Below are 20,421 nucleotides of genomic sequence, written 5' to 3'. Positions count from 1 at the left end.
CTGCGGGTCACGTCCGGCTGGTCACATACGGCTGATGCGCACGTAGCGCTGGATGTCGGGGAGGACCCCCTTGAGGAGGGCCACGACGGCCAGGGTCGCGGTGACGGCGAGGAAGGTGGTGCCGATGACGTTCTTGTTCATGCTGCTCTCCGTGTCGGGCTTCGGACGACGACTTCCCGGCTGACCAGTTCGGTCACCATGCGGACCGCCTCGGGCAGTGCGGCGGCGACCTGCGGGCTGAGCCCCACGCCTTCGTCGAGGCAGGCGGGTTCGCAGCCGACGACGAGGATCCTGCGCGGCGGCGTCGCGCCCGTTCCCGCGCACAGGGTGTCCAGCAGGGCGAGGACGGCGTCGGGCGCCATGCGGTGGCCGTCGAGCGGCACGGCGTCGGGGTCGGCGGGCCGCCCGTCCGGCTCCGTGGCGTCGATCAGGTAGAGCGTCCCCGGCGCGCCGCCCCGCGCGGTGGCGTCGACGAGGACGAGGGTGTCCCAGCCGTCGAGGAGCCGGTAGGCGAGGTGGACGCCGCGGATCCCGACGTCCGACACCTCGACGTGGGGCGGCAGTCGCCGTCCGGCGACGAGGCGTACGGTCTCGACGCCGAAGCCGTCGTCGCCGAGGAAGACGTTGCCGACGCCCGCCACGAGGGTGCGCGGGGCGGAGCGGGGCTCGGAGGGATCGGGGGGCTCGGGGGGCTCGGGGTGGTTCACACGTCCTCCAGGGCGTGCACCTCGTCGGGCTGGAAGTAGAGGAACCGGCCCTGTTCGCGCCGGATGTCGGCGCCCGGGTCGTCCTCCAGGGTCACGGCGATGTGCACGCCGCCGTCGACGTCGTGCAGCACGGCTTCGACCAGGGCGCTGCGGCCGTCCACGAACAGGTCCTGGGCGTCCGTGCGGCGCAGCCGCGGGCGGAGGAGCACCCTGCTGCCCGCACGCACGGCGTGTCCGTCGACGAGGACGTGGTCGCGGGCCGGATCGACGGAGGTGTCGCCCGCCGGGTCCCACCACGGGGTGTCCGGTACGAGGACGTCGGCACCTGGCGAATGCTGCGGCGCGGTGACCTCCCGCAGGCTGCGTACGGCTCCGTGCAGGCGCTCCAGCACCTCCGGCGGCATGGTGTCCGCCAGGTCGATCACGGCAGCGGCGCGTGCGTCGGTCCCCCGGGCCTCGCGCTTCTCCTCGTCGGTGAGGGCCGCGGTGCGCAGGGCGAGGATCTCGTCGATCTCGGTGGCGTCGTAGAGCGCTCCCGGGCTCTCCGGGGCGATGGCCGGGTGGTCGTCGAGGATGATCGGCGAGGAGAGCACGAGGTCGGCGCGGCCGGGTTCGCCCGCGAGGACGGGCCACGTGTGGCGGTTGTCGCAGGAGGCCACCGCGCCCTTGGCCCATTCCGGCGGGTCGGTCATGGACAGGAAGGAGCCGGCGTCGAGGCGGAGCAGGGTGTGCGTGGCGACGAGGGAGTGGGCGAGCGCCGCGTGCCGGTCGGCGTCCGGCAGGGGCTTCCAGTCACTGGTGTTCTCGACCGTGACGGACAGCCGCCTGACCCGGTACGGGCCGTCGAGTTCCGCCGCCGAGATCCGCACGGTGCCGCTGATCGCCTCGCGGCGGCGGACGAGCCGGCCGCGGAGGCGGCCGTCGGCGTCGGTGACCTCCTCGGTCTCCTGGGCGGCGGGGCGGGTGAAGGGCACGGTCACACCCTCGCCGTCCAGTTCGCCGACGGGGACGGCGAGGGCGATCCGCTCCTCGACGCCTTCGTCCCACGTCGGCAGGACCCGGTCGGCCAGGCGCAGTTCGGTGACGGGAACGTAGCCGCCGCCGTCGCGGAGCGCCTCCACGGTCCGCCGCTGGACGTGCAGGAAGCGGACCTCCAGGGCGAGTTCGGCGCCCGGTCTGGGCTCCATCAGGCATGCGGTGTGCTGCAGGGAGTGCTCACCGGCCGCGTTCCAGGACGGCGGTACGAGGACGCCGAACTGCCAGCGGAACCTGTTCTTCGCGGCCGACGCCCGGTACGGGTAGAGCACGTACCCCTCGAAGAGGACGGCGTCGGCGACCTGCCGGGCGACGGCGAGTCGCGCCTCGGTGCCGGGAGTGAAGACGGTGGTGGTCATCGGGTCCGCTCCCCCGCCCCTTCGAGCAGGGCCTCGACGGTGGCCTGCCAGGACGGCAGGGCCCGGCGCGACCGGTAGGCGAGCAGGGCGTCCATCGCGTCGCTCGGGAGCCGGATCCAGCCGCAGCCCGGGAAGTGCTGGTCGATCATCTCGCGCCAGACCTTCACGGGCATCCGGTGGACGGCCTCCTTGTCCCAGGGCACGGGCTCGACGTGGAAGCCGCCGGCGCCGGTGAAGGCGGTTCCGGAGAACAGCAGGAGCAGCGGCACCTCGCCGCCGGAGAGCGCCCGGAAGTAGCGGGTCGCGGCGATGTCGGTGTCGTAGGTGCACGGTACGACGAGGTCGGTCTCGGTCTCGCCGGTGAAGCCGGGGACCATCACGGAGACCTGGGCGAACTGCACCGGGTGGAGGCTGCTGCCCCACCGGGAGCGTTCGCCGAACAGGTCGCCGAGGGCCTCGGCCTCCTCGTCGTCGTATCCGCGCCGGGCCGGTTCGATACGGATCTGGCAGCGCAGCGCGAGCGCGTGCACCCGGGTTCCGGGCGTCGCGCTGACGCGCAGCCGGAACACGAGCGTCGGTCCGGCCGCGTAGGCGTCGGCGCGGACGCCGGTGCAGGCGAAGGAGAACTCGGTCACGGCCGGCTCCCCTGCGCGTCGCGCGCCGCTCCGCGGACGCGGGCGAAGACGGCGTCGAGGTCGGACCGTGCCTCCGCGCCGCCGTCGAAGCCCTGCCAGTGCAGTCGCATCCGGCCCACCAGTTCGTAGCAGACGTCGATCGGCACCAGGAAGCATTCCGTGCGCCCCTGGTGACGGCGCAGCAGCAGCGCCTCCACGTCGGGCTGGAGGAGGGCGGCGAGCCGGGTGGCGTCGAGCACGGACTGCCAGGCGGTGTCCTCCAGTTCGCTCTCGGTGGCGCCGGCGGGGCTCGGGTAGAGCGCGACCGCCCTGTCGAGGGCGGAGTTGTGGAAGAGGAAGGCGACCGAGACCGGGATCCGCAGCGTCTCCCACACGGTGTCGTCGACACGGTGTGCCGGGTCGGCGAGGCAGCGGTCCGGAACGGCCCGGAAGCGGCCCCGCGCCGCGGCCGAGTGGTCCATGAGCTGTGCGCACGCGCCGCAGGCGCAGACCAGGGTCCGCCTGTCCGTGTCGGCCAGGTGGCGGTGGCGCTCACCGGCGAGCCGGGCACCGCACAGTTCGCACCGCTCCTCCCGGGGCGGGCGCGGCGTGGTGAAGCGCCGCAGGCCGGCGGGTGCGGTGCGAGGTTCCGTACCGGTCGGGAGCCCGGTCACCGGGCTTCGCCCGATGCGGTGCCGGCCTTGGCCGCGCCGGGCGGGCGGGCGCCGATCTGGAGCAGCGCCGGCTCCCGGTCGCCCGCCGGTTCCAGTTCGACGCCGGTGACCTCGGGGGCGAAGCACGCCAGGGCGTCCAGTGCCGCCTGCCGGGTCGCCTCCCGGGTGCTCGGGCATCCGCAGCCGGACGAGGCCTCGACGCCCAGCCGCAGCACCCCGCTCGCCGTGTCGAATCCGGAGTTGCGTACGGGCTGGGGCAGGCCGGACAGCGCCCGCTCGATACGGGTGGGCAGGTCGTCGGGGTGCAGTCCGTGCAGGTTGAGCAGGCTCGCGACGAGTTCGTCCGCGAGCAGTGCGCCGAGCGGTTCGGCGGGGGGCCGGGCGCCGGGGCGGCCGAGGAGCTCGACGACGCGGGCGAGCCCGCTGCCGTAGAACTCCATCAGGACCCGCACGAGGTCCTCGGCGGCCGCGACGGCCTCGGCGTCCCCCTTCTCCGCCAGCCGGTCGAGGACCTCCTCGACCCGCCGGCCCGCCTGTTCGGCGGTCACGGCGCTCATCCGCCCAGTCCGCTCAGGCCGGTGGGCACGTGCATCGCCTTCACCGTGCGGCCGTTGCCGGTGTACATGTGCACACCGCACGGCAGGCACGGGTCGAAGCTCCGTACGGCCCGCATGATGTCGATGCCCTTGAAGTTCTCGGGCGTGTTCTCCTCGAAGATCGGGGTGTTCTGCACCGCGTCCTCGTAGGGGCCCGGGGTACCGAAGGTGTCGCGGGTGGAGGCGTTCCACGGCGTGGGCGGATACGGGTGGTAGTTGGCGATCTTGCCGTCCCGGATCACCATGTGGTGGGAGAGGACGCCCCGGACCGCCTCGGTGAAGCCGACCCCGATGGACTCGTCGGGCACCTCGAACTTCTCCCAGGTCTGGGTGCGTCCGGCGCGGACCTCCTCCAGGCCCTTCTCGGCGCAGTGCAGGGCGACGGCCGCCGCGTACGCCTGGAAGTAGGTCCGGGCGCGGTTGCGCTCCAGGGCGTTGCTCCACTGCGGGATCTTCCACTCGAAGGTGGTCTCCGGCTTGGTCAGCGTCCGGGGCAGGTTGATGACGACGCTGTGCCCGGTGGCCTTGACGTAGCCGATGTCGACCAGGCCGGACAGGGCGGTGGACCAGAGCCGGGCGATGGGGCCGCCGCCGGTGTCGAGCGCGAGGTGGTCCTTGCCGTCGAACCAGCGGGGTGACATCACCCAGCTGTACTTGTCGTCGAAGTTCCGCTTCTGCGGCGCGGGGATGGTGTGCTGGTTCCAGGGGTGACGGGGGTCGACGGGGTTGCCCAGCGGGTCGTGCGTGACGAACTGCTCCTGGCCCTGCCAGTCCTCGTAGTACGAGCTGCCGAGCAGGATGCGGATGCCGAGATTGATCCGGGTGAGGTCGTTGGTCACGAGCTTGCCGTCGACGACGACGCCCGGGGTGACGAACATCCGCCGGCCCCAGTCGGTCATGTTGGCGTACGTGAAGTCGCAGTACTCGGGGTCGTTGAGCGCCCCCCAGCAGCCGAGCAGCACACGACGGCGGCCGACCTCCTCGTAGCCGGGCAGGGCTTCGTAGAAGAAGTCGAAGAGGTCGTCGTGGAGCGGGACGACCCGCTTCATGAACTCCACGTACCGCATGAGCCGGCTGAGGTAGTCGGTGAAGAGCTGTACCGACGCGATGGTGCCGACGCCGCCCGGGTAGAGCGTGGAGGGGTGCACGTGGCGCCCCTCCATCAGGCAGAACATCTCCCTGGTGTAGCGGCTGACCTGCAGCGCCTCGCGGTAGAACTCACCCTCGAGGGGGTTGAGGGAGCGCATGATGTCGGCGATGGTCCGGTAGCCGTGTTCGGCGGCGTGCGGCGCCTCGGTGCGCTCGGCGAGCTCCAGGACCCCGGGGTTGGTCTCCCGGACCATCTTCTCGCAGTAGTCCACGCCGACCAGGTTCTCCTGGAAGATGTTGTGGTCGAACATGTACTCCGCGGACTCGCCGAGGTTGATGATCCACTCGCCCAGGTGCGGCGGCTTCACGCCGTACGCCATGTTCTGCGTGTACACGGAGCACGTGGCGTGGTTGTCGCCGCAGATGCCGCAGATGCGGCTGGTGATGAAGTGCGCGTCGCGCGGGTCCTTGCCGCGCATGAAGACGCTGTAGCCGCGGAAGACGGACGACGTGCTGTAGCACTCGGCGACCCGCCGCTGCTTGAAATCGATCTTGGTGTGGATGCCGAGACTGCCCACGATCCGGGTGATGGGATCCCAGGCCATCTCCACCAGGCCGCTGCCGTCCCCCGTCGTCTTCGCCGGAGATGCCATTGTCTGTACGGTGCCCTTCGTCGGTGCTTCGACTTCACGAACAGTGCGGGGGTGAGGGGGTCTGCCGGGTTCCCGGGTTTCCGGGTTTCCGGAGCAGGCGCCCGATCACCACGGCGGCCGGTAACCGGTGGTGATCCGGTCGCCGGTGTGCCGCCACTTCGGCTCCTTGTCCACGGTCCTGGCCGTGATGTCCCGCAGCCGGCGGATCACGGAGCCGTACACGCCGCTTGCGGTGCTGGAGACCTTGGCCCCGGGGGGTTCGTCCATGAACGGCATGAACTTGTCCGGGAAGCCGGGCATCGTGCAGGCGATGCAGATGCCGCCGACGTTCGGGCATCCGCCGATGCCGTTCATCCAGCCGCGCTTGGGGACGTTGCACTTCACGACCGGCCCCCAGCAGCCCAGTCTGACCAGGCACTTGGGCGAGTCGTACGAGGTGGCGAACTGGCCCTGCTCGTAGTAGCCCGCGCGGTCGCACCCCTCGTGCACCGTCGCCCCGAACAGCCAGGTCGGGCGGAGCCGGTCGTCCAGCGGAATCATCGGCGCGGAACCGGCGGCCTGGTAGAGCAGGTACGTCAGGGTCTCCGCGAAGTTGTCCGGCTGGATGGGGCATCCGGGCACGCACACGATCGGGATGCCGGCGTGGGACTTCCAGTCCCAGCCGAGGTAGTCGGGCACGCCCATCGCCCCGGTCGGGTTGCCGGCCATGGCGTGGATGCCGCCGTACGTGGCGCAGGTGCCGATCGCGACGACCGCGAGCGCCTTGGGGGCCAGCCGGTCGATCCATTCGCTGGTGGTGATGGGCTGGCCGGTCTCCGGGTTGTCGCCGAAGCCGCACCAGTACCCCTCCTGCTTGATGTCCTCGTTCGGGACGGAACCTTCGATCACCAGCACGAACGGGTCGATCTCGCCGCGTTCTCCCTTGAAGAACCACTCGATGAACGTGTCGGCGCCGCCCACCGGACCGCACTCGAAGTCGATCAGCGGCCAGTGGACCGCGATCTTCGGCAGTCCGGGCAGCCCGGCCAGGGCGATCTCCTCGATGCTCGGCTGCATGGCGGCGGTCAGTGCCACCGAGTCGCCGTCGCAGCTCAGGCCCGCGTTGATCCAGAGGATGTGGATCGGTTTCTCGTCACTGCCGGGAGCGGCGCCCTGGTCGTCGACCTGGGCCTGCGTGGTTGCGTTCACGAGTCGTCTCCTGCGGAGGATGGGGCAGAGGCCGTCTCAGGGCCCACGTACGTGTCAACGGTCGGCCGGACCGGCCGTGTCCGCATCCCAGGCGTCGGGAGATCCCGCGGCCGGGTCCTCCTTACGGACGAACGCCCGGCGCAGGGAGTGGTAGGGCGCGGAGGGATCGTCGAAGATCGCCCGCATGCGGCTGAGCTCCTGCTCCCGGTGGGCCGCGAGGGGTGTGAGCGACTCCCTGGCCTCGTACTCCGCCTTCTTCGCCGCCACCCGGGAGGCGACTGCGGGGTGCGCTGCCAGCCGGGCGGCCAAGCGGGTGACCTCGGCGGAGAAATCGGCCGGCCCGCACTCGACGATCCGGTCGACGAGCCCCATGCTGCGGGCGGCCGCGACGGAGACGGGCCGGGCGCCCTGGGTGAGCCGTTCCGCCAGCGCGGGGCCCACCTTGCGGGGCAGGCTGCGGGTCCAGTACTCGGAGCCGTACAGACCCATGCGCCGGTAGTGGGGGTTGAGGACGGAGCCCGACCGGCACCAGACCTCGTCGGCGGCCAGGGCCAGCATCACGCCGCCCGCGGCGGCGTTGCCGCCGATCGCGCTGACGACGAGCCGGTCGGTGGTGGTGAGCACCGCCTCGACGAGGTCGTTCATGGCGTTGATGTTGGCCCACGACTCGGCGGCCGGATCGGTGGCGGCCTCGATCACGTTGAGGTGGATGCCGTTGGAGAAGAAGTCGCGCTGTCCGCCGAGCACGAGGACGGAGGTGGGACGCCGGCAGGCGGTCTCGTAGGCCCGCAGCAGGCGGCGGCAGTGGTCGGTGCTCATCGCTCCGCCCGGGAAGGCGAAGGACAGCACCCCGACGGGGCCCTGCTCCCGGTAGCGGATGTCGGACCAGGTCCGGCCCGCCTCCGCGTCGACCGGCGCGTCGACCGGCGCGGGCAGTTCGGGGAGGTCGGGCAGCCGTCCCGCGAGGCCGAGGGCCAGGGTGGCGGGCAGCTTGCAGGCCCGCTCCTCGCCGCGTCCGGTACGGGCGCGCAGCTCCGGGATCCAGACGGCGCCGTCTCCCGTGGCGCGGCAGATCGCGCCGGTTCGGGTGGCCAGCAGCTCACCGGGCTCGCCGCGCAGGCCGTCCTCGGCGTGGCCGCCGTGCAGGAACCATTCGGCGCCGAGCAGCTCGTCCAGGACGCCCGGCTGCGAGTCGGCGGCGCGCAGGGTGCGCAGGACCGTCTCGGTGTCCTCCTCCCACGAGATCCGCCGCTGCTCCTGCCGGAAGTAGGGCCTGGCCCGGACCTGCCCCGTCTGCGGCTGCGGTACGGCCCCGGCGGCTACCCGCTCGACGGCGAGGTGCACGGCCCTCATGGCGGCGTCGGACAGCTCGTTCCGGTACAGGTCGCTCTTGCCCACCGCCGGGAGCGGGAAGGCGACCGTCGCCCAGACGTCGCCCGCGTCCATCTCCTCGTCGGCCTGAAGGACGGTCACGCCCCATTCGGCGGCGCCCTCGTGGATCGCCCAGTCCGGCGAGGACGGCCCACGGTCGCCGACCGGCCCGGGATGCACGATCAGACAGAGGCGACTCTGCCAGACGTCCCGGGGCACGACCGCCTTCAGCATGGGCGCGACGACCAGATCGGGCGCGTGCCGCTCGACGGCGTCCCGCACCGCCGCCCCGTCGGGCGTGACCTCCACGGATACGGCGTGCCCGTGGTCCTGCAGCTCGGCCCGAGCCCGCTGGGTGAGACTGTTGTAGCTGCTGGCGATGAGCAGAATGCGCATGGCAGCCCTTCCGGGTCGTCGTGGAGGCCCCGCGCCGGAACGACGGTTCGGTACGCGGCCCCAGCGATCGTCGGACCGCCCTGCGCGGGGAGCGAGGCGACGCCTCCCTCGCCTCACTCGATCGAGACCCGTTTCCCACCACTTGGCGGCAGCCGGCCCCGCCCTCCCGGGTGGCCTCCTCGCACGCGGTACGGCTCACGAGCTGCTCCGCACGAGCTCAACGGCGGCTCAGCGGGTGAAGGTGGCGGTGGCGCCGATGGCGTCGGCGCCGCCGGCGGCCGGGGCCCAGGAGCTCCAGTGGCCGGTGTTGTAGTCCCCATCGATCTCCTGGAGACGGTTGCTGCCGTCCACGGCGAAGATGTGGTTCACGTTGTTCGCGGCGGCACTGGCGATCCGCTTGAAACCGGAGCCGGACATCTTGAACCAGCCGTTCCACTGGCCGGTGTCGAAGTTCCCGTCGGTGTTCGACCAACTGCCGTCCAGTGCGACAGCGCTCAGATGCACCGTGTCACCGGAAGCGGACGCCGCGACGTCCCGTGCGGTGAACGCGCTCGACCCGGCGGGCGCCCAGCCGCTCCAGGTGCCGGCGCAGTAGTCGGCGTCGATCTCCTGGACACGGTTGTTGCTGTCGATGGCGAAGATGTGGTTGACGTTGTCGGCCGTCGAGGCGCTGGCCACCCGCTTGAAACCGCCACCGTGGTCCGTCCACCCGTTCCATCGACCGGCTTCGTAGTCGCCGTCGCTGTTGTAGAGGTGTCCGTCGGCTCCGACGACCGCGAGGTGGACGGTGTGGTTGTGCGAGGAGGCGGTGATGGCGACCGCCGGCGAGGGCAGTGTCCCGATGCTCGGCCGGAACCAGCCCGACCACTGCCTGCTCCCGTAGTCGCCATCCTTCTCGTACACCTGTCCGTCACGGCCGATGGTGAAGATGCGGTTCACCGAGAAGGTGTGTGCGCTGGTCACCTCCTTGATCCCCGAAGCACCCAGGTCGCTCCAGCCGTTCCATGTGCCCGCCGAGTAGTCGCCCTCGGTGTTGTGCAGGCTGGCGTCCGGTGCCAGGTTCACCAGATGCACCGTGTTGGCCGGCTGGGGGGACTGCGCGGCCCCGCCGGTGAACCAGCCGACGTCGTAGGCCTGGTCGAGCGGTGCGAGGAAGTTCTGGCCCAGCAGGGCGTAGCCGGCGTCGTTCGGGTGCAGCCCGTCCGACATCTGTGCGGGCTGCGTCGCCGTGCCGTGGTCGTACGGGACGAGCGCGGGGGCGGCGACGTAGCGGAAGTGCTTGCCCGCCTGCTGCTCGGTGGCCTCCAGGCGCTGGAGCGCGGAGTTGTAGGCCGGGATGTTCCCCGACATGTCCGGCAGAGGGCTGTTCATGCCGTATGTGGTGGGAATGAGGCCCTGCATGATGACGGTGACACCGGGTTGGTCCGCGAAGATCCGGTCCACCAGCTGCGTCGCCTTGGCGGCGGTGTCCGAGCCGCTCGCGTACTGGTTCAGGTCGTTGACGCCGATGTGCAGCAGCACCACATCCGGGTGGGTGGCCGCCAGCCACCCGTCGATGCCGGCGCTGATCTGGTCGACCGTGTCCCCCGGATGGCCTTCGTTCGCCGGGTCGGCCATCACGCCGTTCTGCTGCGATCCGACGTAGTCGACGGCGAAGCGTCCCTCGGCGGCGACCAGGTTCTGCAGGGGTCCGCGATACCCGTTGCCGGTGCAGCTGTTCCGGCCGTAGGTGATCGAGTCGCCCAGCGGCAGGACTCGGACCACGGGTGGGGCAGCCGTCGTACTGGTCGTCGCGGCGCTCGCGGCGGTGGGGGTCGCGATGGTTCCGGCCGCGGCGAGCAGGATGGTGGCTGCGGTGAGGGTGGTGAGGCGGTTCATGGAATTCTCCGGTCTGGCGCACCATAGGAGGGTGGGGTGGTGGGCTACGAGGTTCGTACACGGTGCGGAAGGGGCGACGCCCGGCGCGGATGGAACAGATCCGGCCGCCCGGCACAAGGCTCGGGCGGCCGGACGGCTCGGATCAGCTGGGCGGGGCGCCGTCGCGCGTCGACTCCGCGCTCAGTGGGTGAAGGTGGCGGTGACGCCGATGGCGTCGGCGCCGGCGGCGGCCTGGGCCCAGGAGCTCCAGTGGCCGGTGTTGTAGTCCCCGTCGATCTCCATGAGACGGTTGCTGCCGTCCACGGCGAAGATGTGGTTCACGTTGTTCGCGGCGGCACTGGCGATCCGCTTGAGACCCGAACCAGACATCTTGGTCCAGCCGTCCCACCGGCCGGTGTCGAAGTTGCCTTCGGTGTTCGACCAACTGCCGTCCACTGCGACGGCGCTCAGGTGCACGATGTCACCGGACGCGGACGCCGCGACGTCCTGCGCGGTGAACGCGACCGATCCGGCCGACCTCCAGGTGCCCCACGTGCTGGTGGCGTAGTTCGCGTCCAGCTCGTCGATCCGGTTGCTGCTGTCGATGGCGAAGATGTGGTTGACGTTGTCCGCCGTCGAGACGCTGGTCACCCGCTTGAAACCGGCGCCGTGGTCCGTCCACCCGTTCCACCGACCGGCCGCGAAGTCACCGTCGGAGTTGTACAGGTGCCCGTCCGCTCCCACGATCACCAGGTGCACCGTGTTGCCGTACGACGACGCGCTGATCGCGACGGCGGGCGACGGCAGGCCGCCGGTCGCCGGCTGGAACCAGCCCGACCACTGCTGGTTCGCGTAGTTGCCGTCCTTCTCGTACACCTGACCGTCGCCGGCGATCGCGAAGATCCGGTTCACCGAACCGGTGGCCGCACTGGTCACCTCCCGTATCCCGGAAGCACCCATGTCACTCCACGGAGTCCACCCGCCCGCCGAGTAGTCACCCTCGGCGTTCTGCAGTCGGCCATCCGGCCGCAGGTCCACCAGCCGCACCGTGTTCGGCACCGCGGGAGGCGAATCGACAGGGGTGCTCATGAACCGGAACTGCTTGGAGTCTCCGGACCAGCCGAGCATGCAGGCTGCTTGGCCAGAAATCACCTGCGCATAGCAACCGTGGGCTTCGCTGTAGAGGTTGGTGTAGTCGCCCCTGAGGGACGCGAATTTCCACGCCTGGTCACCGTAGCTCCAACCCGTGTCACCGTCGGCCTGGCATCCTGTGGTGTACACGTCGCCGTAAGTGTTCGCGGTCAGACAGATGTTGTACGCGCCGGCGTCCACCATGACGAGCATGTTCGTCCAGTTGCCCCAGTACTGCGTGGGCTTCGTGCCGCAAGGCGCCTCGTAGACAGGGTTCTTGGCGGTCGGTATATCGACCGTCCCGGTCAGGCACAGACCTGTCGCCTTGTTCTGGATCTGCCACCCGACCCCGTCCCAGGCTGATGCCGGACCACTGGCGACGACAGTGATGCCGATGGCCAGGGCGATGGCACTGATGAAGGCGAAGAGCCTCGATATCTTCTTCATGAGTCCTCTCGGAGAACGACGCTGAGTCGGCCGTCGCAGACGATTCAGTCCAGTCGCGTGTACGCCGGGCAGGCGTGATAGGTGTTCGACTGCCAGACAGGGGTGTCGTCGTCCCGGTAGATGACGAGGTTGTTGTCGTCCTGCACGGCGAGTTGGTTGCCGCCGGAGCCGTACGTGCCGGAGTACCACAGGGGCGTGCCCTGGCTGCTGTAGACGACGAGATTGCCGTCCGCCTGGAAGGTGGCGTGGGCCCCGGGGTTGCCCCAGGTTCCCGAGTTCCAGATGGCCAGGGCGTCCTGGCCGGTGCCGTTTCGGCAGTACAGAACGAAGTTGCCGTCGTCCTGCATGACCAGGTGAGTGGTCATGCTGTATGTATCCTCTCCGGGCGCCCAGTTCGTGCCGGTTCCGACCCAGGAACCGGGGTGGTACTCCTCCGCCGATGCCGGCGAAGTGGTCGCCAGCGACATGGACGCCGCTGCCAGCAGCGTCGCGCCGATGCCGGCGACTCGTCGGGTGGTCTTCCTCATGACAAACGGTCCTTTCCTTCGAGGTTGTGGATTGGTCGCCCGCGCGGGCGAGCCCGTGCGCGCTGCCGTCCGGCCTGTGGAGACCAGCTTGTCGAGGTGGCGCGCGAAGCCGATAACATCCGACAAACACTTGATCAACGCTGCGGGCGCGAGCGACAGGCGGCGGCCCGTTCCGATCCCTGGACTGGGAGTTATGCGCTTCGGTCTGCTCGGCCCCATCGAGGTTCACGACGGGGACAAAGTGGTGCCCGTCACCGGTGCGAAGAGCCGTGCTCTGCTGGCCGCCCTTCTGTTCCGGGCGAACCGGGCAGTGTCCCTGAGCAGCCTTCAGGCCGCTTTGTGGGGCGAGGACCCGCCGGCGACCGCGGGCGCCGCCTTGGGCAACCATGTGGGGCGTCTGCGTCGGGCGCTCGGCCCGGTGGGCGCGCAGCGGCTCTCGTCCACGCCGTACGGCCTGCTGTTGCGCGTAGAAGAAGGCGAGCTGGACCTCCAGGAGTTCGCCGCTCTGCTCGACGTGGCTCGCGACGGCCGTGCGCGGCGCGACTGGCAAGCCGTCAGCCGGCACACAGGGCAGGCGCTGGCGTTGTGGCGCGGCCGTCCGCTGTCCGACGTACCGGAGCTGCACACGCTCGAAGCGGACGTCCGGCATCTGAACCAGAGCCGTCTCCAGGCGCTGGAATGGCACTACGAGGCCGAACTGGGCCTGGGCCGGCACGCCGAGGCGACACCCGAGCTGAGCCGATGGGCGGCGCGCCACCCGCTGCACGAGGCGCTGCACGTCCACCTCATCACCGCCCTCTGCCGCAGCGGGCGTCAAGCGGAGGCGCTCCATGCCTTCGACACCATCAGGACCGCCCTCGTGGAAGAACTCGGCGTGGACCCCGGCCCCGCGCTGCGCACCGTGCATCAGCAGGTGCTCACCGCCGACCCCGCCCTGCTGCGACCGCCCGCCGCCGCGCCCACCGGTCTTCCCGCGACAGCGACGGCAGCCATGCCCGGCCCTGCCCCGGTCCCGGGCGCCGGGAAGCCAACCGACACGCCGTCCGGCACGCCCTCCGCGTCCGCCCCGCAGCCCGTGCCCCTCCCCGTTCCGGCGCAGCTGCCCATCGACGCCACCCTGTTCACCGGCCGTCAGCAGGAGCTGCACGAGCTCTGCGACGCCCTGACGGACGACACCCACCCGAGCCGTCCGCGCGTGGTGGCCGTCACCGGCATGGGCGGCGTGGGCAAGAGCGCGCTGGCCGTCCACGCCGCACACCTGCTGCGCGACCGCTTCCCCGACGGACAGCTGTACCTCGACCTCCACGGCTTCGGCACCCGTCCGCCCCGGTCGCCGCACGAGGCACTCGCCACGCTTCTGGCCGATCTGCACCGCCCCGAACACGACCTGCCCGCCAGGGCGCTGCCCGAGCACACCGACGACCGGGCCGCCCAGCTGCGGACCGCGCTTGCCGACCTGCGCGTCCTGGTCGTCCTCGACAACGCCCGCGACAGTTCCCAGGTGCTGCCCCTGCTGCCCGGCACCGGTCACAGCGCGGTGATCGTCACCAGCCGGGCGAGCCTGTCGGACCTGCCCGCCGGCCGCCACCTGTCCCTGGCGCCCATGGACATCGAGGAGCAGCGAGCACTGCTGACGGCGCTGTGCGGGACTGAACGCCTCGAGCAGGACCTGGACGGCGCTCTGCGGCTGCTGGCCGCCTGCGCCGGGCTGCCGCTGGCCCTGCGGATCGCCGGGGCCCGGCTGGCCGCCCGCCCCACCTGGTCGCCCGCCGCCCTCGCCGACCGCATCGGCACCGACAGGCCGGGACGCCTGGCGGCCCTGACCGCGGGACAGCTGGGGGTACGGGCGACCTTCACCTCCAGTTACCTCGCCCTGCACGACAGCGACCAGGGGACCGAGCGCGAGGCGGCACGGGCGTTCCGGCTTCTTGGCCTGTGCCGGGGGCACGTCTTCACTGCCGCGTCCGCCGCCGCCCTGCTGGACCGGACGCCTGAACGGGCCGAGGAGTTGCTGGAGCGGCTGGTCGACGCGTATCTGCTGCAGAGCCCGGCCCCGTTCTCGTACCGCTTCCACGACCTGCTCGGCGACTACGCCGCGGAACGTGCCCTCAGCGACGAATCGGCCGGGCAACGCGAGGCTGCCCGGCTACGCCTGTACGTCTGGTACGCGCTCGCGGTGGAGCGCGCCGGCGCCACGGTCTACCAGGAAAGTCAGTCGCCCCCCGGACTCGACCTGGCATCGCCCGCCCCGCTCCCCGACTTCACGGACGAGCCTCAGGTCCTGACCTGGTTCCGGCAGGAACTGTCGAACATCGGCGAGGTCATCCGGTCGGCCGGCGAGTGCTCCCGGCCTGACGTCGCCTGGCGACTGGCCGTCGGTCTCTTCCCGTACATGCGCGTCTACTGGTGGACCGGGCACTGGGAGGACCACCTGGAGCAGGCACTGCGCATCGCCGCGCGGCACGACGACCGGCTCGGCCGCGCCTGGCTTCTGCGCATGGTGGGTGTCTGTCACGGGCTGGCCCACTGGTACGACAAGGCGATCGGTCCGCTGCGGGAAGCGCTCGTGCTCTTCGACGAGCCCGACGACAAAGCCGCGGTCCATTCGAACCTGTCGATGGCTTTTGGCGGAAACTGCCAGAGCGACCAGGCCCTTCATCACGCGCAGGCAGCCCTCGATCTCCAGCCGCACACCGGCAATGGCCGACGACGGCCCGCCATCCTCGTCAGCTCCATGGCCGACGCACTACGCGAAGCAGGCCGCTACACGGAGGCGGAAGCCCACTACCGCGAGGCCCTCGGCCTCTGGCGCGAGCACGGCGACGTCGGCAACGTCGCCGTCACGCTGTCCAACCTCGGCGACGCGCTTCGCGGGCTCGGCCGCCGGGAGGACGCCTTCGGGGCGTTCCGGGAAGCCCTCGACATCTCCGAGCAGATCGGCAATGTCGCCCACTCGTGCGACTTCCTGATCGTCATGGCGCGGACACACGTCCAATTCGGCGAGTGGCACGAGGCCCGCGCCCGCGCCCGCCAGGCCGTTGACGTCGCCGACCGCCACCAGCTGGGCTGCCGGCTCAACGAGGCGCACGACGTCCTCGCCACCATCGAGAAGGCCCACGACAGGGAGCACTGAGGCCGTAACGAAAGCTTCGCCGGTACGGCGGCATCATCGGGATTTCATCGCTCCTCCTTAGCGTGACCGGGTCCGGAGAACGGCTGAACCCCAGGGGAAGGACGACTCGATGGCGCGCTGGAGATGCGGAGCGAGGCTGCCGGTGGCGGCCGTGGCCGTGTTGGCGGTGATCAGCACGGTGACGGCCGCCGGACCGCGGGCCACCGGGGCCGCGGCCGCCGAATCGGGGCCGGACAGGCCGACGATCCGCTACACCGAGTACGGGATTCCGCACATCATCGCCTCGGACTGGGAGGGGCTGGGTACGGGCTACGGATACGCGGCGGCCAAGGACAACATCTGCACCCTGGCCCAGACCTATCTGATGGTCAACGCCCAGCTGTCCCGCTATCTCGGGCCCGACGGCAGGGCGAGCCCCGGCGAGCACCAGAACACGACCACCAACCTCAACAGCGACATCTACTTCCAGCGGATCAACGACAACCGGGTGGTGGAACGGCTGCTCGACCAGCCCGCGCCCAACGGGCCGGAGCCGGCGGTCAAGGAGGCCATTCGCGGCTACGTCCAGGGGTACAACAGGTACCTGGCCGAGACGGGCGTCGGCAACATCACCGACCCGGCCTGCCGCGGCGCTGCCTGGGTGCGGCCGATCACCGAGCTGGACGTCTACCGGCACGCGCACGCCGAGATCATCATGGGCACCGCCGACGCACTGCTGGACGGTGAGGTGAACGCCGTGCCGCCGGGGGCGTCGGCCTCCGCCACCGCGCCGGCCGCCTCGCCCGAGCAGACCGCGCGGAAGATCCGTGACGCGATGGCCGCCGCCCGTCGGACGAGCATGGGCAGCAACGCGCTGGCGGTCGGCTCGCAGGGCGTGTCCCAGGGCACCGGCATGATGCTGGCCAACCCGCACTTCCCGTGGCAGGGCAAGAACCGGATGTGGCAGAGCCAGCTCACGATCCCGGGGAGGATCAACGTCACCGGGGCCAGTCTGCTCGGATTCCCCGCGGTCAACATCGGCCACAACGACAACGTCGCCTGGAGCCACACGGTCGCCACGGTAGCGCCGTTCGGGCTGTTCGACGTGCAGGTGGATCCGCTCGACCCCACCAGCTATCTGGTGGACGGCGCCTGGCAGAAGATGACCTCGCAGCAGGTCAGCGTTGACGTGCTGAACAAGGACGGCTCCGTCGGCAGGGTCACCAGGACCCTGTGGGCCACCCGCTACGGCCCGGTCACCTCGTCGGTCCAGGGCATCGCGCTGCCCTGGGTGGTCAGCGCCCACGCGGTGCGCGACGTGAACATGGACAACCTGCGGGCCTTGAACACCTGGTTCCACCTCGACCAGGCCACGGACGTCCACGACGTGGTGAACACCCTGGAGACCACGGAGGGCGTGCCCTTCTTCAACACGGTCGCCTCCGACCGCAAGGGCAACGCCCTCTACGCGGACATCCAGGCCACCCCGAACATCACCGACGAGCACGCCCAGTCGTGCCTCACCGCGACCGGCCAGCTGCTCTTCAACCAGTCGCTCCGGCTGCCGAACGTGCCGCCGGTCTCCGTCTTCGACGGCAAGCGCAGCGCGTGCGACTGGCCCGACGACCCGAACGCGGTCGCGCCGGGCCTCCTGGACCCGCACAAGCAGCCGCGTCTGATCCGGTCCGACTACGCGGGCAACGCCAACGACAGCGCCTGGCTGCCCAACCCCGAGCAGCCGCTGACCTTCCCCAGGGTGATGGGCGACATGGCGGCTCCCCGTTCGCTGCGCACCCAGGAGCTGCTCCTGACCGCGCAGAACCGGATCGACGGCACCGACGGCCTGCCGGGCCGGGGCTTCACGCCGGCGAACATGCGGCAGTTGCTGTTCGCCGACAACAGCAGGGCGGCCGACCTGGCGCTGGACGCCACGGTGACGGCGTGCCAGAACACCCTGTTCGGGCTCGTCGTGGTGGACGGCAACCTGGTCAACATCAGTGAGGCGTGCCCGGTCCTGGCCGCGTGGAAGAGTCACAAGTACACGTCGGACAGCCGGGGTTCCTGGCTGTTCGAGAACTTCTGGGCGTATCTGCAGAACGGGCAGGCGATCGAGAAACTGCCCTGGCGGGTCGGCTTCGACGCCCATGATCCGGTGCACACGCCCAATTCGCTGGACGCCGGGAACGACGTCGTACGCAACTCGCTCGCCCGCGCGGTCCTCGCCCTGCGCAACGCGGGCGTCGCGCTGGACGCACCGCTGTCGAGCATCCAGAACGTCACCCGCAACGGTGAGAAGATCCCGATCCACGGCTCGATCCACGAGCTGGGCGTGCTGAACGTGGTCACCCCCGCCGTGGTCGACGGCAAGGTGGACATCGTCTTCGGGTCCAGTTTCATCCAGCAGGTGCGGTTCACCGCCGACGGGCCGCCCGAGGCGTACTCGCTGCTGGCCTACTCCCAGTCGGCCAATCCGAACTCGCCGCACTACGCCGATCAGACCAGGCTGTTCTCGGCGGGCCAGTGGGTGACCGAGCGGTACACCGAGGAGCAGATCGCGGCCTCACCGGTGCTGGAGGTCAAGGTCCTGTCCTGAGCGGGTGCGCCGGGGACCCCGGCAGGGGTCCCCGGCATGCCCCTGACCTCGCTTCATCGGCATTTCATCGCCGCCTCATAGGTTTCGTTCCACCCAACGACAAGGCTCAGAAGGGGGAACTCCGTGACGAGGACATCGAGCCGTTGGCGCGTGCTGCCGGCGCTGATGGTCGCCCTCGTGGGCTTCGCCGCGCCGGCGGGCGTGGCCAGGGCCGACGACGGTGGCGGCGCGCCGCCACCGCTGAGGGACGGCTTCGGCCTGACCCAGGTCGACACGGCGCAGGGCACCGCGACCAACTTCTTCATCACCGTCACCACGCCCGAGGTCACGGGCCGGCACCACATCAAGATCATCCTGCCGAGCGGCTACTACGACGACCCGGCAAGGCGTTATCCGGTGCTCTACTTCCTGCACGGTTCGCCCGACGACCCGATCCAGCAGAACTATCCGGCACTGACCACGTCGAACCAGATGATCACCGTCATCCCGGACGGCGGGGCCCGGGGCTGGTACGCCAACTGGCTCGACCAGAACACCGCGATCGGCGCGCAGAACTGGGAGAACTTCCACCTCAAGCAGGTCATCCCGTTCATCGACGCGAACTTGCGGACCGTCGCCACCAAGAAGGCCCGGGCCGTCGCCGGTGTCTCCATGGGCGGGTTCGGCGCCTTCCACTACGCCCAGGACCGCCCGGACCTGTTCGGCCAGACCGCGTCCCTGTCGGGCGACATCGACCTGTCGGCCGACTCCATGGACCTGCGGCTGGCCGCCGTCGCCACCGTCATCGACGCGCAGGGCGCGATGTGCGCCTCGTCCTCCGGTGTCTGCGACCCCGCCGACGACCCGTACAAGCCCGGTGTGGACAGCGACGCCCTGTTCGGCTCGCCCTACCCCGTGTTCAACGTCGACTGGCGGTGGAACGAGGTCGACCCGTCACAGCACATGGACAAGCTCAAGGCCGGCGGGGTCGGGGTCTCCCTCTACGTGGGCAACGGGCGTGGCGACGTCACCGACCTGGAGTTCTGGGTCGAGGGCGCGTCCAAGCACGTCAAGGACCGCATGGACGCCCTGGGCATGTCGTACCACTACGTCGACTACGGCGACGGCGCCGCCTGGGGCACCAACTGCAACGGCGGCCACAACGGCTGGTGCTGGGAGAGGGACCTCCAGGACCTCATCCCCCGGCTGGAGCGGTCCTTCGCCTCCTGACCGTACGGGAGCCTCCGGGACGGACCGCCGCCACCGCGACCGTCAACACCACGCCCATTCACAGGATTTGAGGAGCAGCACCATGCGCGCGACCAGGATCACATCCGCGTTGGCCGGTCTACTGCTGGCCGTGGGGGTGTCGGCGACACAGGCGCCGACGGCCGCGGCACAGTCGGCGGCCTCCTGCGACGGCACCTACACGATCGTCGTAGGCGGCACGGGAAGCTCGTGGAACAACGACGGCTTCCGGGGCGACATCCAGCAGCACGTCGGCTATCCCACCCAGATCCCCAACGGCACGAGCACCCGCGCCGGCGTGAACGAGCTGAACCGGCTCGTCCGCAACCAGCGTGCCGCCTGCCCCGACCAGCACGTCAAGATCGGCGGCTACTCCCTGGGCGCCGGGGTGGTGCACGTCTGGGTCACGGAGAACTGGCAGACCTTCGGCAACGTCAACGCGATCCTCATCGCGGACCCCAAGCGCCAGGGCCCGCCCGGAGCCAACGGCGGAGCCGTGCCTTTCGGCGGCTTCGTCGGCGCCCCGCTGGCCGGGGCCGACCGGTTCTTCGGCAACATTCCCGTCAAGACGATCTGCAACTGGGACTACGTCTGTGACGAGTCCGCCGGCATCTGGACCTACCCGGGCAACCACATGCACAACTACGACGTGGACTTCGACATGGATCACCACAACGACAGCGCCAACGAGGAGTGGTACAACGGCGCCTGGAATCCCGCCTCCTGGTAGCCGAGGATCCCGTGCGCCCGGTGACCGCCCTGGTCCCGGGCGTGCGGTGACCGTCACGCTCGGGCGCCCGGTGCCCGTCTACGTCTCGGTCCCGGCCCCGGGCGCGCGGCGACCG

The 20,421-nt window shown here is 70.5% G+C and carries 16 protein-coding genes; 4 read left to right on the top strand and 12 right to left on the bottom strand.

Going from position 1 to position 20,421, the window contains the following annotated elements; translation table 11 throughout:
• Nucleotides 1–21: 21 nt before the first annotated feature.
• The 12 genes from ACIRSU_RS11740 to ACIRSU_RS11685 form a co-directional block, all read right to left on the bottom strand.
• Nucleotides 22–141: a DUF6893 family small protein gene (locus ACIRSU_RS11740; protein WP_403791033.1), complete on the bottom strand. Its 120-nt coding sequence runs from the start codon at nt 139–141 to the stop codon at nt 22–24.
• Complete coding sequence (locus ACIRSU_RS11735; protein ID WP_403791031.1) at nt 138–707, bottom strand: hydrogenase maturation protease; 570 nt, start codon at nt 705–707, stop codon at nt 138–140. The genes ACIRSU_RS11740 and ACIRSU_RS11735 overlap by 4 nt, the downstream gene beginning before the upstream one ends.
• Nucleotides 704–2,101: a hypothetical protein gene (locus ACIRSU_RS11730; RefSeq protein WP_403791029.1), complete on the bottom strand. Its 1,398-nt coding sequence runs from the start codon at nt 2,099–2,101 to the stop codon at nt 704–706. The genes ACIRSU_RS11735 and ACIRSU_RS11730 overlap by 4 nt, the downstream gene beginning before the upstream one ends.
• A complete protein-coding gene (locus ACIRSU_RS11725; protein WP_403791028.1) occupies nt 2,098–2,736 on the bottom strand; it encodes a DUF6084 family protein in 639 nt (212 codons plus the stop codon). The genes ACIRSU_RS11730 and ACIRSU_RS11725 overlap by 4 nt, the downstream gene beginning before the upstream one ends.
• On the bottom strand, nt 2,733–3,389 hold the full coding sequence (locus ACIRSU_RS11720; RefSeq protein ID WP_403791026.1) for a DUF5947 family protein: 657 nt from the start codon (nt 3,387–3,389) through the stop codon (nt 2,733–2,735). Before ACIRSU_RS11720 ends, ACIRSU_RS11725 begins: the two co-directional genes overlap by 4 nt.
• A complete protein-coding gene (locus tag ACIRSU_RS11715) occupies nt 3,386–3,946 on the bottom strand; it encodes a hypothetical protein (RefSeq protein WP_403791024.1) in 561 nt (186 codons plus the stop codon). Before ACIRSU_RS11715 ends, ACIRSU_RS11720 begins: the two co-directional genes overlap by 4 nt.
• Entirely contained in the window at nt 3,943–5,727 is a 1,785-nt protein-coding gene (locus tag ACIRSU_RS11710; RefSeq protein WP_403791022.1) for a nickel-dependent hydrogenase large subunit, read from the bottom strand. Before ACIRSU_RS11710 ends, ACIRSU_RS11715 begins: the two co-directional genes overlap by 4 nt.
• 105 nt (nt 5,728–5,832) lie before the next feature.
• Nucleotides 5,833–6,849: a hydrogenase expression protein HypE gene (locus ACIRSU_RS11705; RefSeq protein ID WP_403791485.1), complete on the bottom strand. Its 1,017-nt coding sequence runs from the start codon at nt 6,847–6,849 to the stop codon at nt 5,833–5,835.
• A 120-nt stretch (nt 6,850–6,969) separates the two neighbouring features.
• Nucleotides 6,970–8,682 (bottom strand): enoyl-CoA hydratase-related protein, encoded by a 1,713-nt coding sequence (locus ACIRSU_RS11700; protein ID WP_403791020.1) that lies wholly within the window; start codon nt 8,680–8,682, stop codon nt 6,970–6,972.
• A 228-nt stretch (nt 8,683–8,910) separates the two neighbouring features.
• A complete protein-coding gene (locus ACIRSU_RS11695) occupies nt 8,911–10,560 on the bottom strand; it encodes a GDSL-type esterase/lipase family protein (protein ID WP_403791018.1) in 1,650 nt (549 codons plus the stop codon).
• Nucleotides 10,561–10,740: 180 nt separating this feature from the next.
• On the bottom strand, nt 10,741–12,117 hold the full coding sequence (locus ACIRSU_RS11690) for a hypothetical protein (RefSeq protein ID WP_403791016.1): 1,377 nt from the start codon (nt 12,115–12,117) through the stop codon (nt 10,741–10,743).
• Nucleotides 12,118–12,161: 44 nt separating this feature from the next.
• Nucleotides 12,162–12,644 carry a hypothetical protein gene (locus ACIRSU_RS11685; protein WP_403791015.1) on the bottom strand — a complete coding sequence of 161 codons (483 nt, stop codon included), beginning with the start codon at nt 12,642–12,644 and terminating at the stop codon, nt 12,162–12,164.
• Nucleotides 12,645–12,837: 193 nt separating this feature from the next.
• Between ACIRSU_RS11685 and ACIRSU_RS11680 the strand changes: the two genes are divergently transcribed.
• The 4 genes from ACIRSU_RS11680 (at nt 12,838) to ACIRSU_RS11665 (ending at nt 20,306) form a co-directional block, all read left to right on the top strand.
• Nucleotides 12,838–15,777 (top strand): AfsR/SARP family transcriptional regulator, encoded by a 2,940-nt coding sequence (locus ACIRSU_RS11680; RefSeq protein ID WP_403791013.1) that lies wholly within the window; start codon nt 12,838–12,840, stop codon nt 15,775–15,777.
• A gap of 109 nt (nt 15,778–15,886) precedes the next feature.
• Complete coding sequence (locus tag ACIRSU_RS11675; protein ID WP_403791012.1) at nt 15,887–18,349, top strand: penicillin acylase family protein; 2,463 nt, start codon at nt 15,887–15,889, stop codon at nt 18,347–18,349.
• 123 nt (nt 18,350–18,472) lie between these two features.
• The gene (locus tag ACIRSU_RS11670; protein WP_403791011.1) at nt 18,473–19,558 is read left to right on the top strand and encodes an alpha/beta hydrolase; all 1,086 of its coding nucleotides are present in this window, start codon (nt 18,473–18,475) and stop codon (nt 19,556–19,558) included.
• Between the two features lie 82 nt (nt 19,559–19,640).
• Nucleotides 19,641–20,306, top strand: coding sequence for a cutinase family protein (locus tag ACIRSU_RS11665; RefSeq protein WP_403791009.1), 666 nt, complete (start codon nt 19,641–19,643; stop codon nt 20,304–20,306).
• Nucleotides 20,307–20,421 lie beyond the last annotated feature (115 nt).

The sequence above is a fragment of the Streptomyces sp. NPDC101160 genome (assembly GCF_044768205.1).
In the GTDB taxonomy this organism is placed as follows: Bacteria; Actinomycetota; Actinomycetes; order Streptomycetales; family Streptomycetaceae; genus Streptomyces.
This window is presented reverse-complemented; position numbering and strand designations above follow the sequence as displayed.

Excerpts from the sequence above, each read along its gene's own strand:
- ACIRSU_RS11680 (WP_403791013.1), top strand. The coding sequence starts at position 12,838 with ATGCGCTTCGGTCTGCTCGGCCCCATCGAGGTTCACGACGGGGACAAA.
- ACIRSU_RS11665 (WP_403791009.1), top strand. The coding sequence starts at position 19,641 with ATGCGCGCGACCAGGATCACATCCGCGTTGGCCGGTCTACTGCTGGCC.
- ACIRSU_RS11700 (WP_403791020.1), bottom strand. The coding sequence starts at position 8,682 with ATGCGCATTCTGCTCATCGCCAGCAGCTACAACAGTCTCACCCAGCGG.
- ACIRSU_RS11690 (WP_403791016.1), bottom strand. The coding sequence starts at position 12,117 with ATGAAGAAGATATCGAGGCTCTTCGCCTTCATCAGTGCCATCGCCCTG.
- ACIRSU_RS11740 (WP_403791033.1), bottom strand. The coding sequence starts at position 141 with ATGAACAAGAACGTCATCGGCACCACCTTCCTCGCCGTCACCGCGACC.
- ACIRSU_RS11695 (WP_403791018.1), bottom strand. The coding sequence starts at position 10,560 with ATGAACCGCCTCACCACCCTCACCGCAGCCACCATCCTGCTCGCCGCG.
- ACIRSU_RS11715 (WP_403791024.1), bottom strand. The coding sequence starts at position 3,946 with ATGAGCGCCGTGACCGCCGAACAGGCGGGCCGGCGGGTCGAGGAGGTC.
- ACIRSU_RS11675 (WP_403791012.1), top strand. The coding sequence starts at position 15,887 with ATGGCGCGCTGGAGATGCGGAGCGAGGCTGCCGGTGGCGGCCGTGGCC.
- ACIRSU_RS11710 (WP_403791022.1), bottom strand. The coding sequence starts at position 5,727 with ATGGCATCTCCGGCGAAGACGACGGGGGACGGCAGCGGCCTGGTGGAG.
- ACIRSU_RS11685 (WP_403791015.1), bottom strand. The coding sequence starts at position 12,644 with ATGAGGAAGACCACCCGACGAGTCGCCGGCATCGGCGCGACGCTGCTG.
- ACIRSU_RS11730 (WP_403791029.1), bottom strand. The coding sequence starts at position 2,101 with ATGACCACCACCGTCTTCACTCCCGGCACCGAGGCGCGACTCGCCGTC.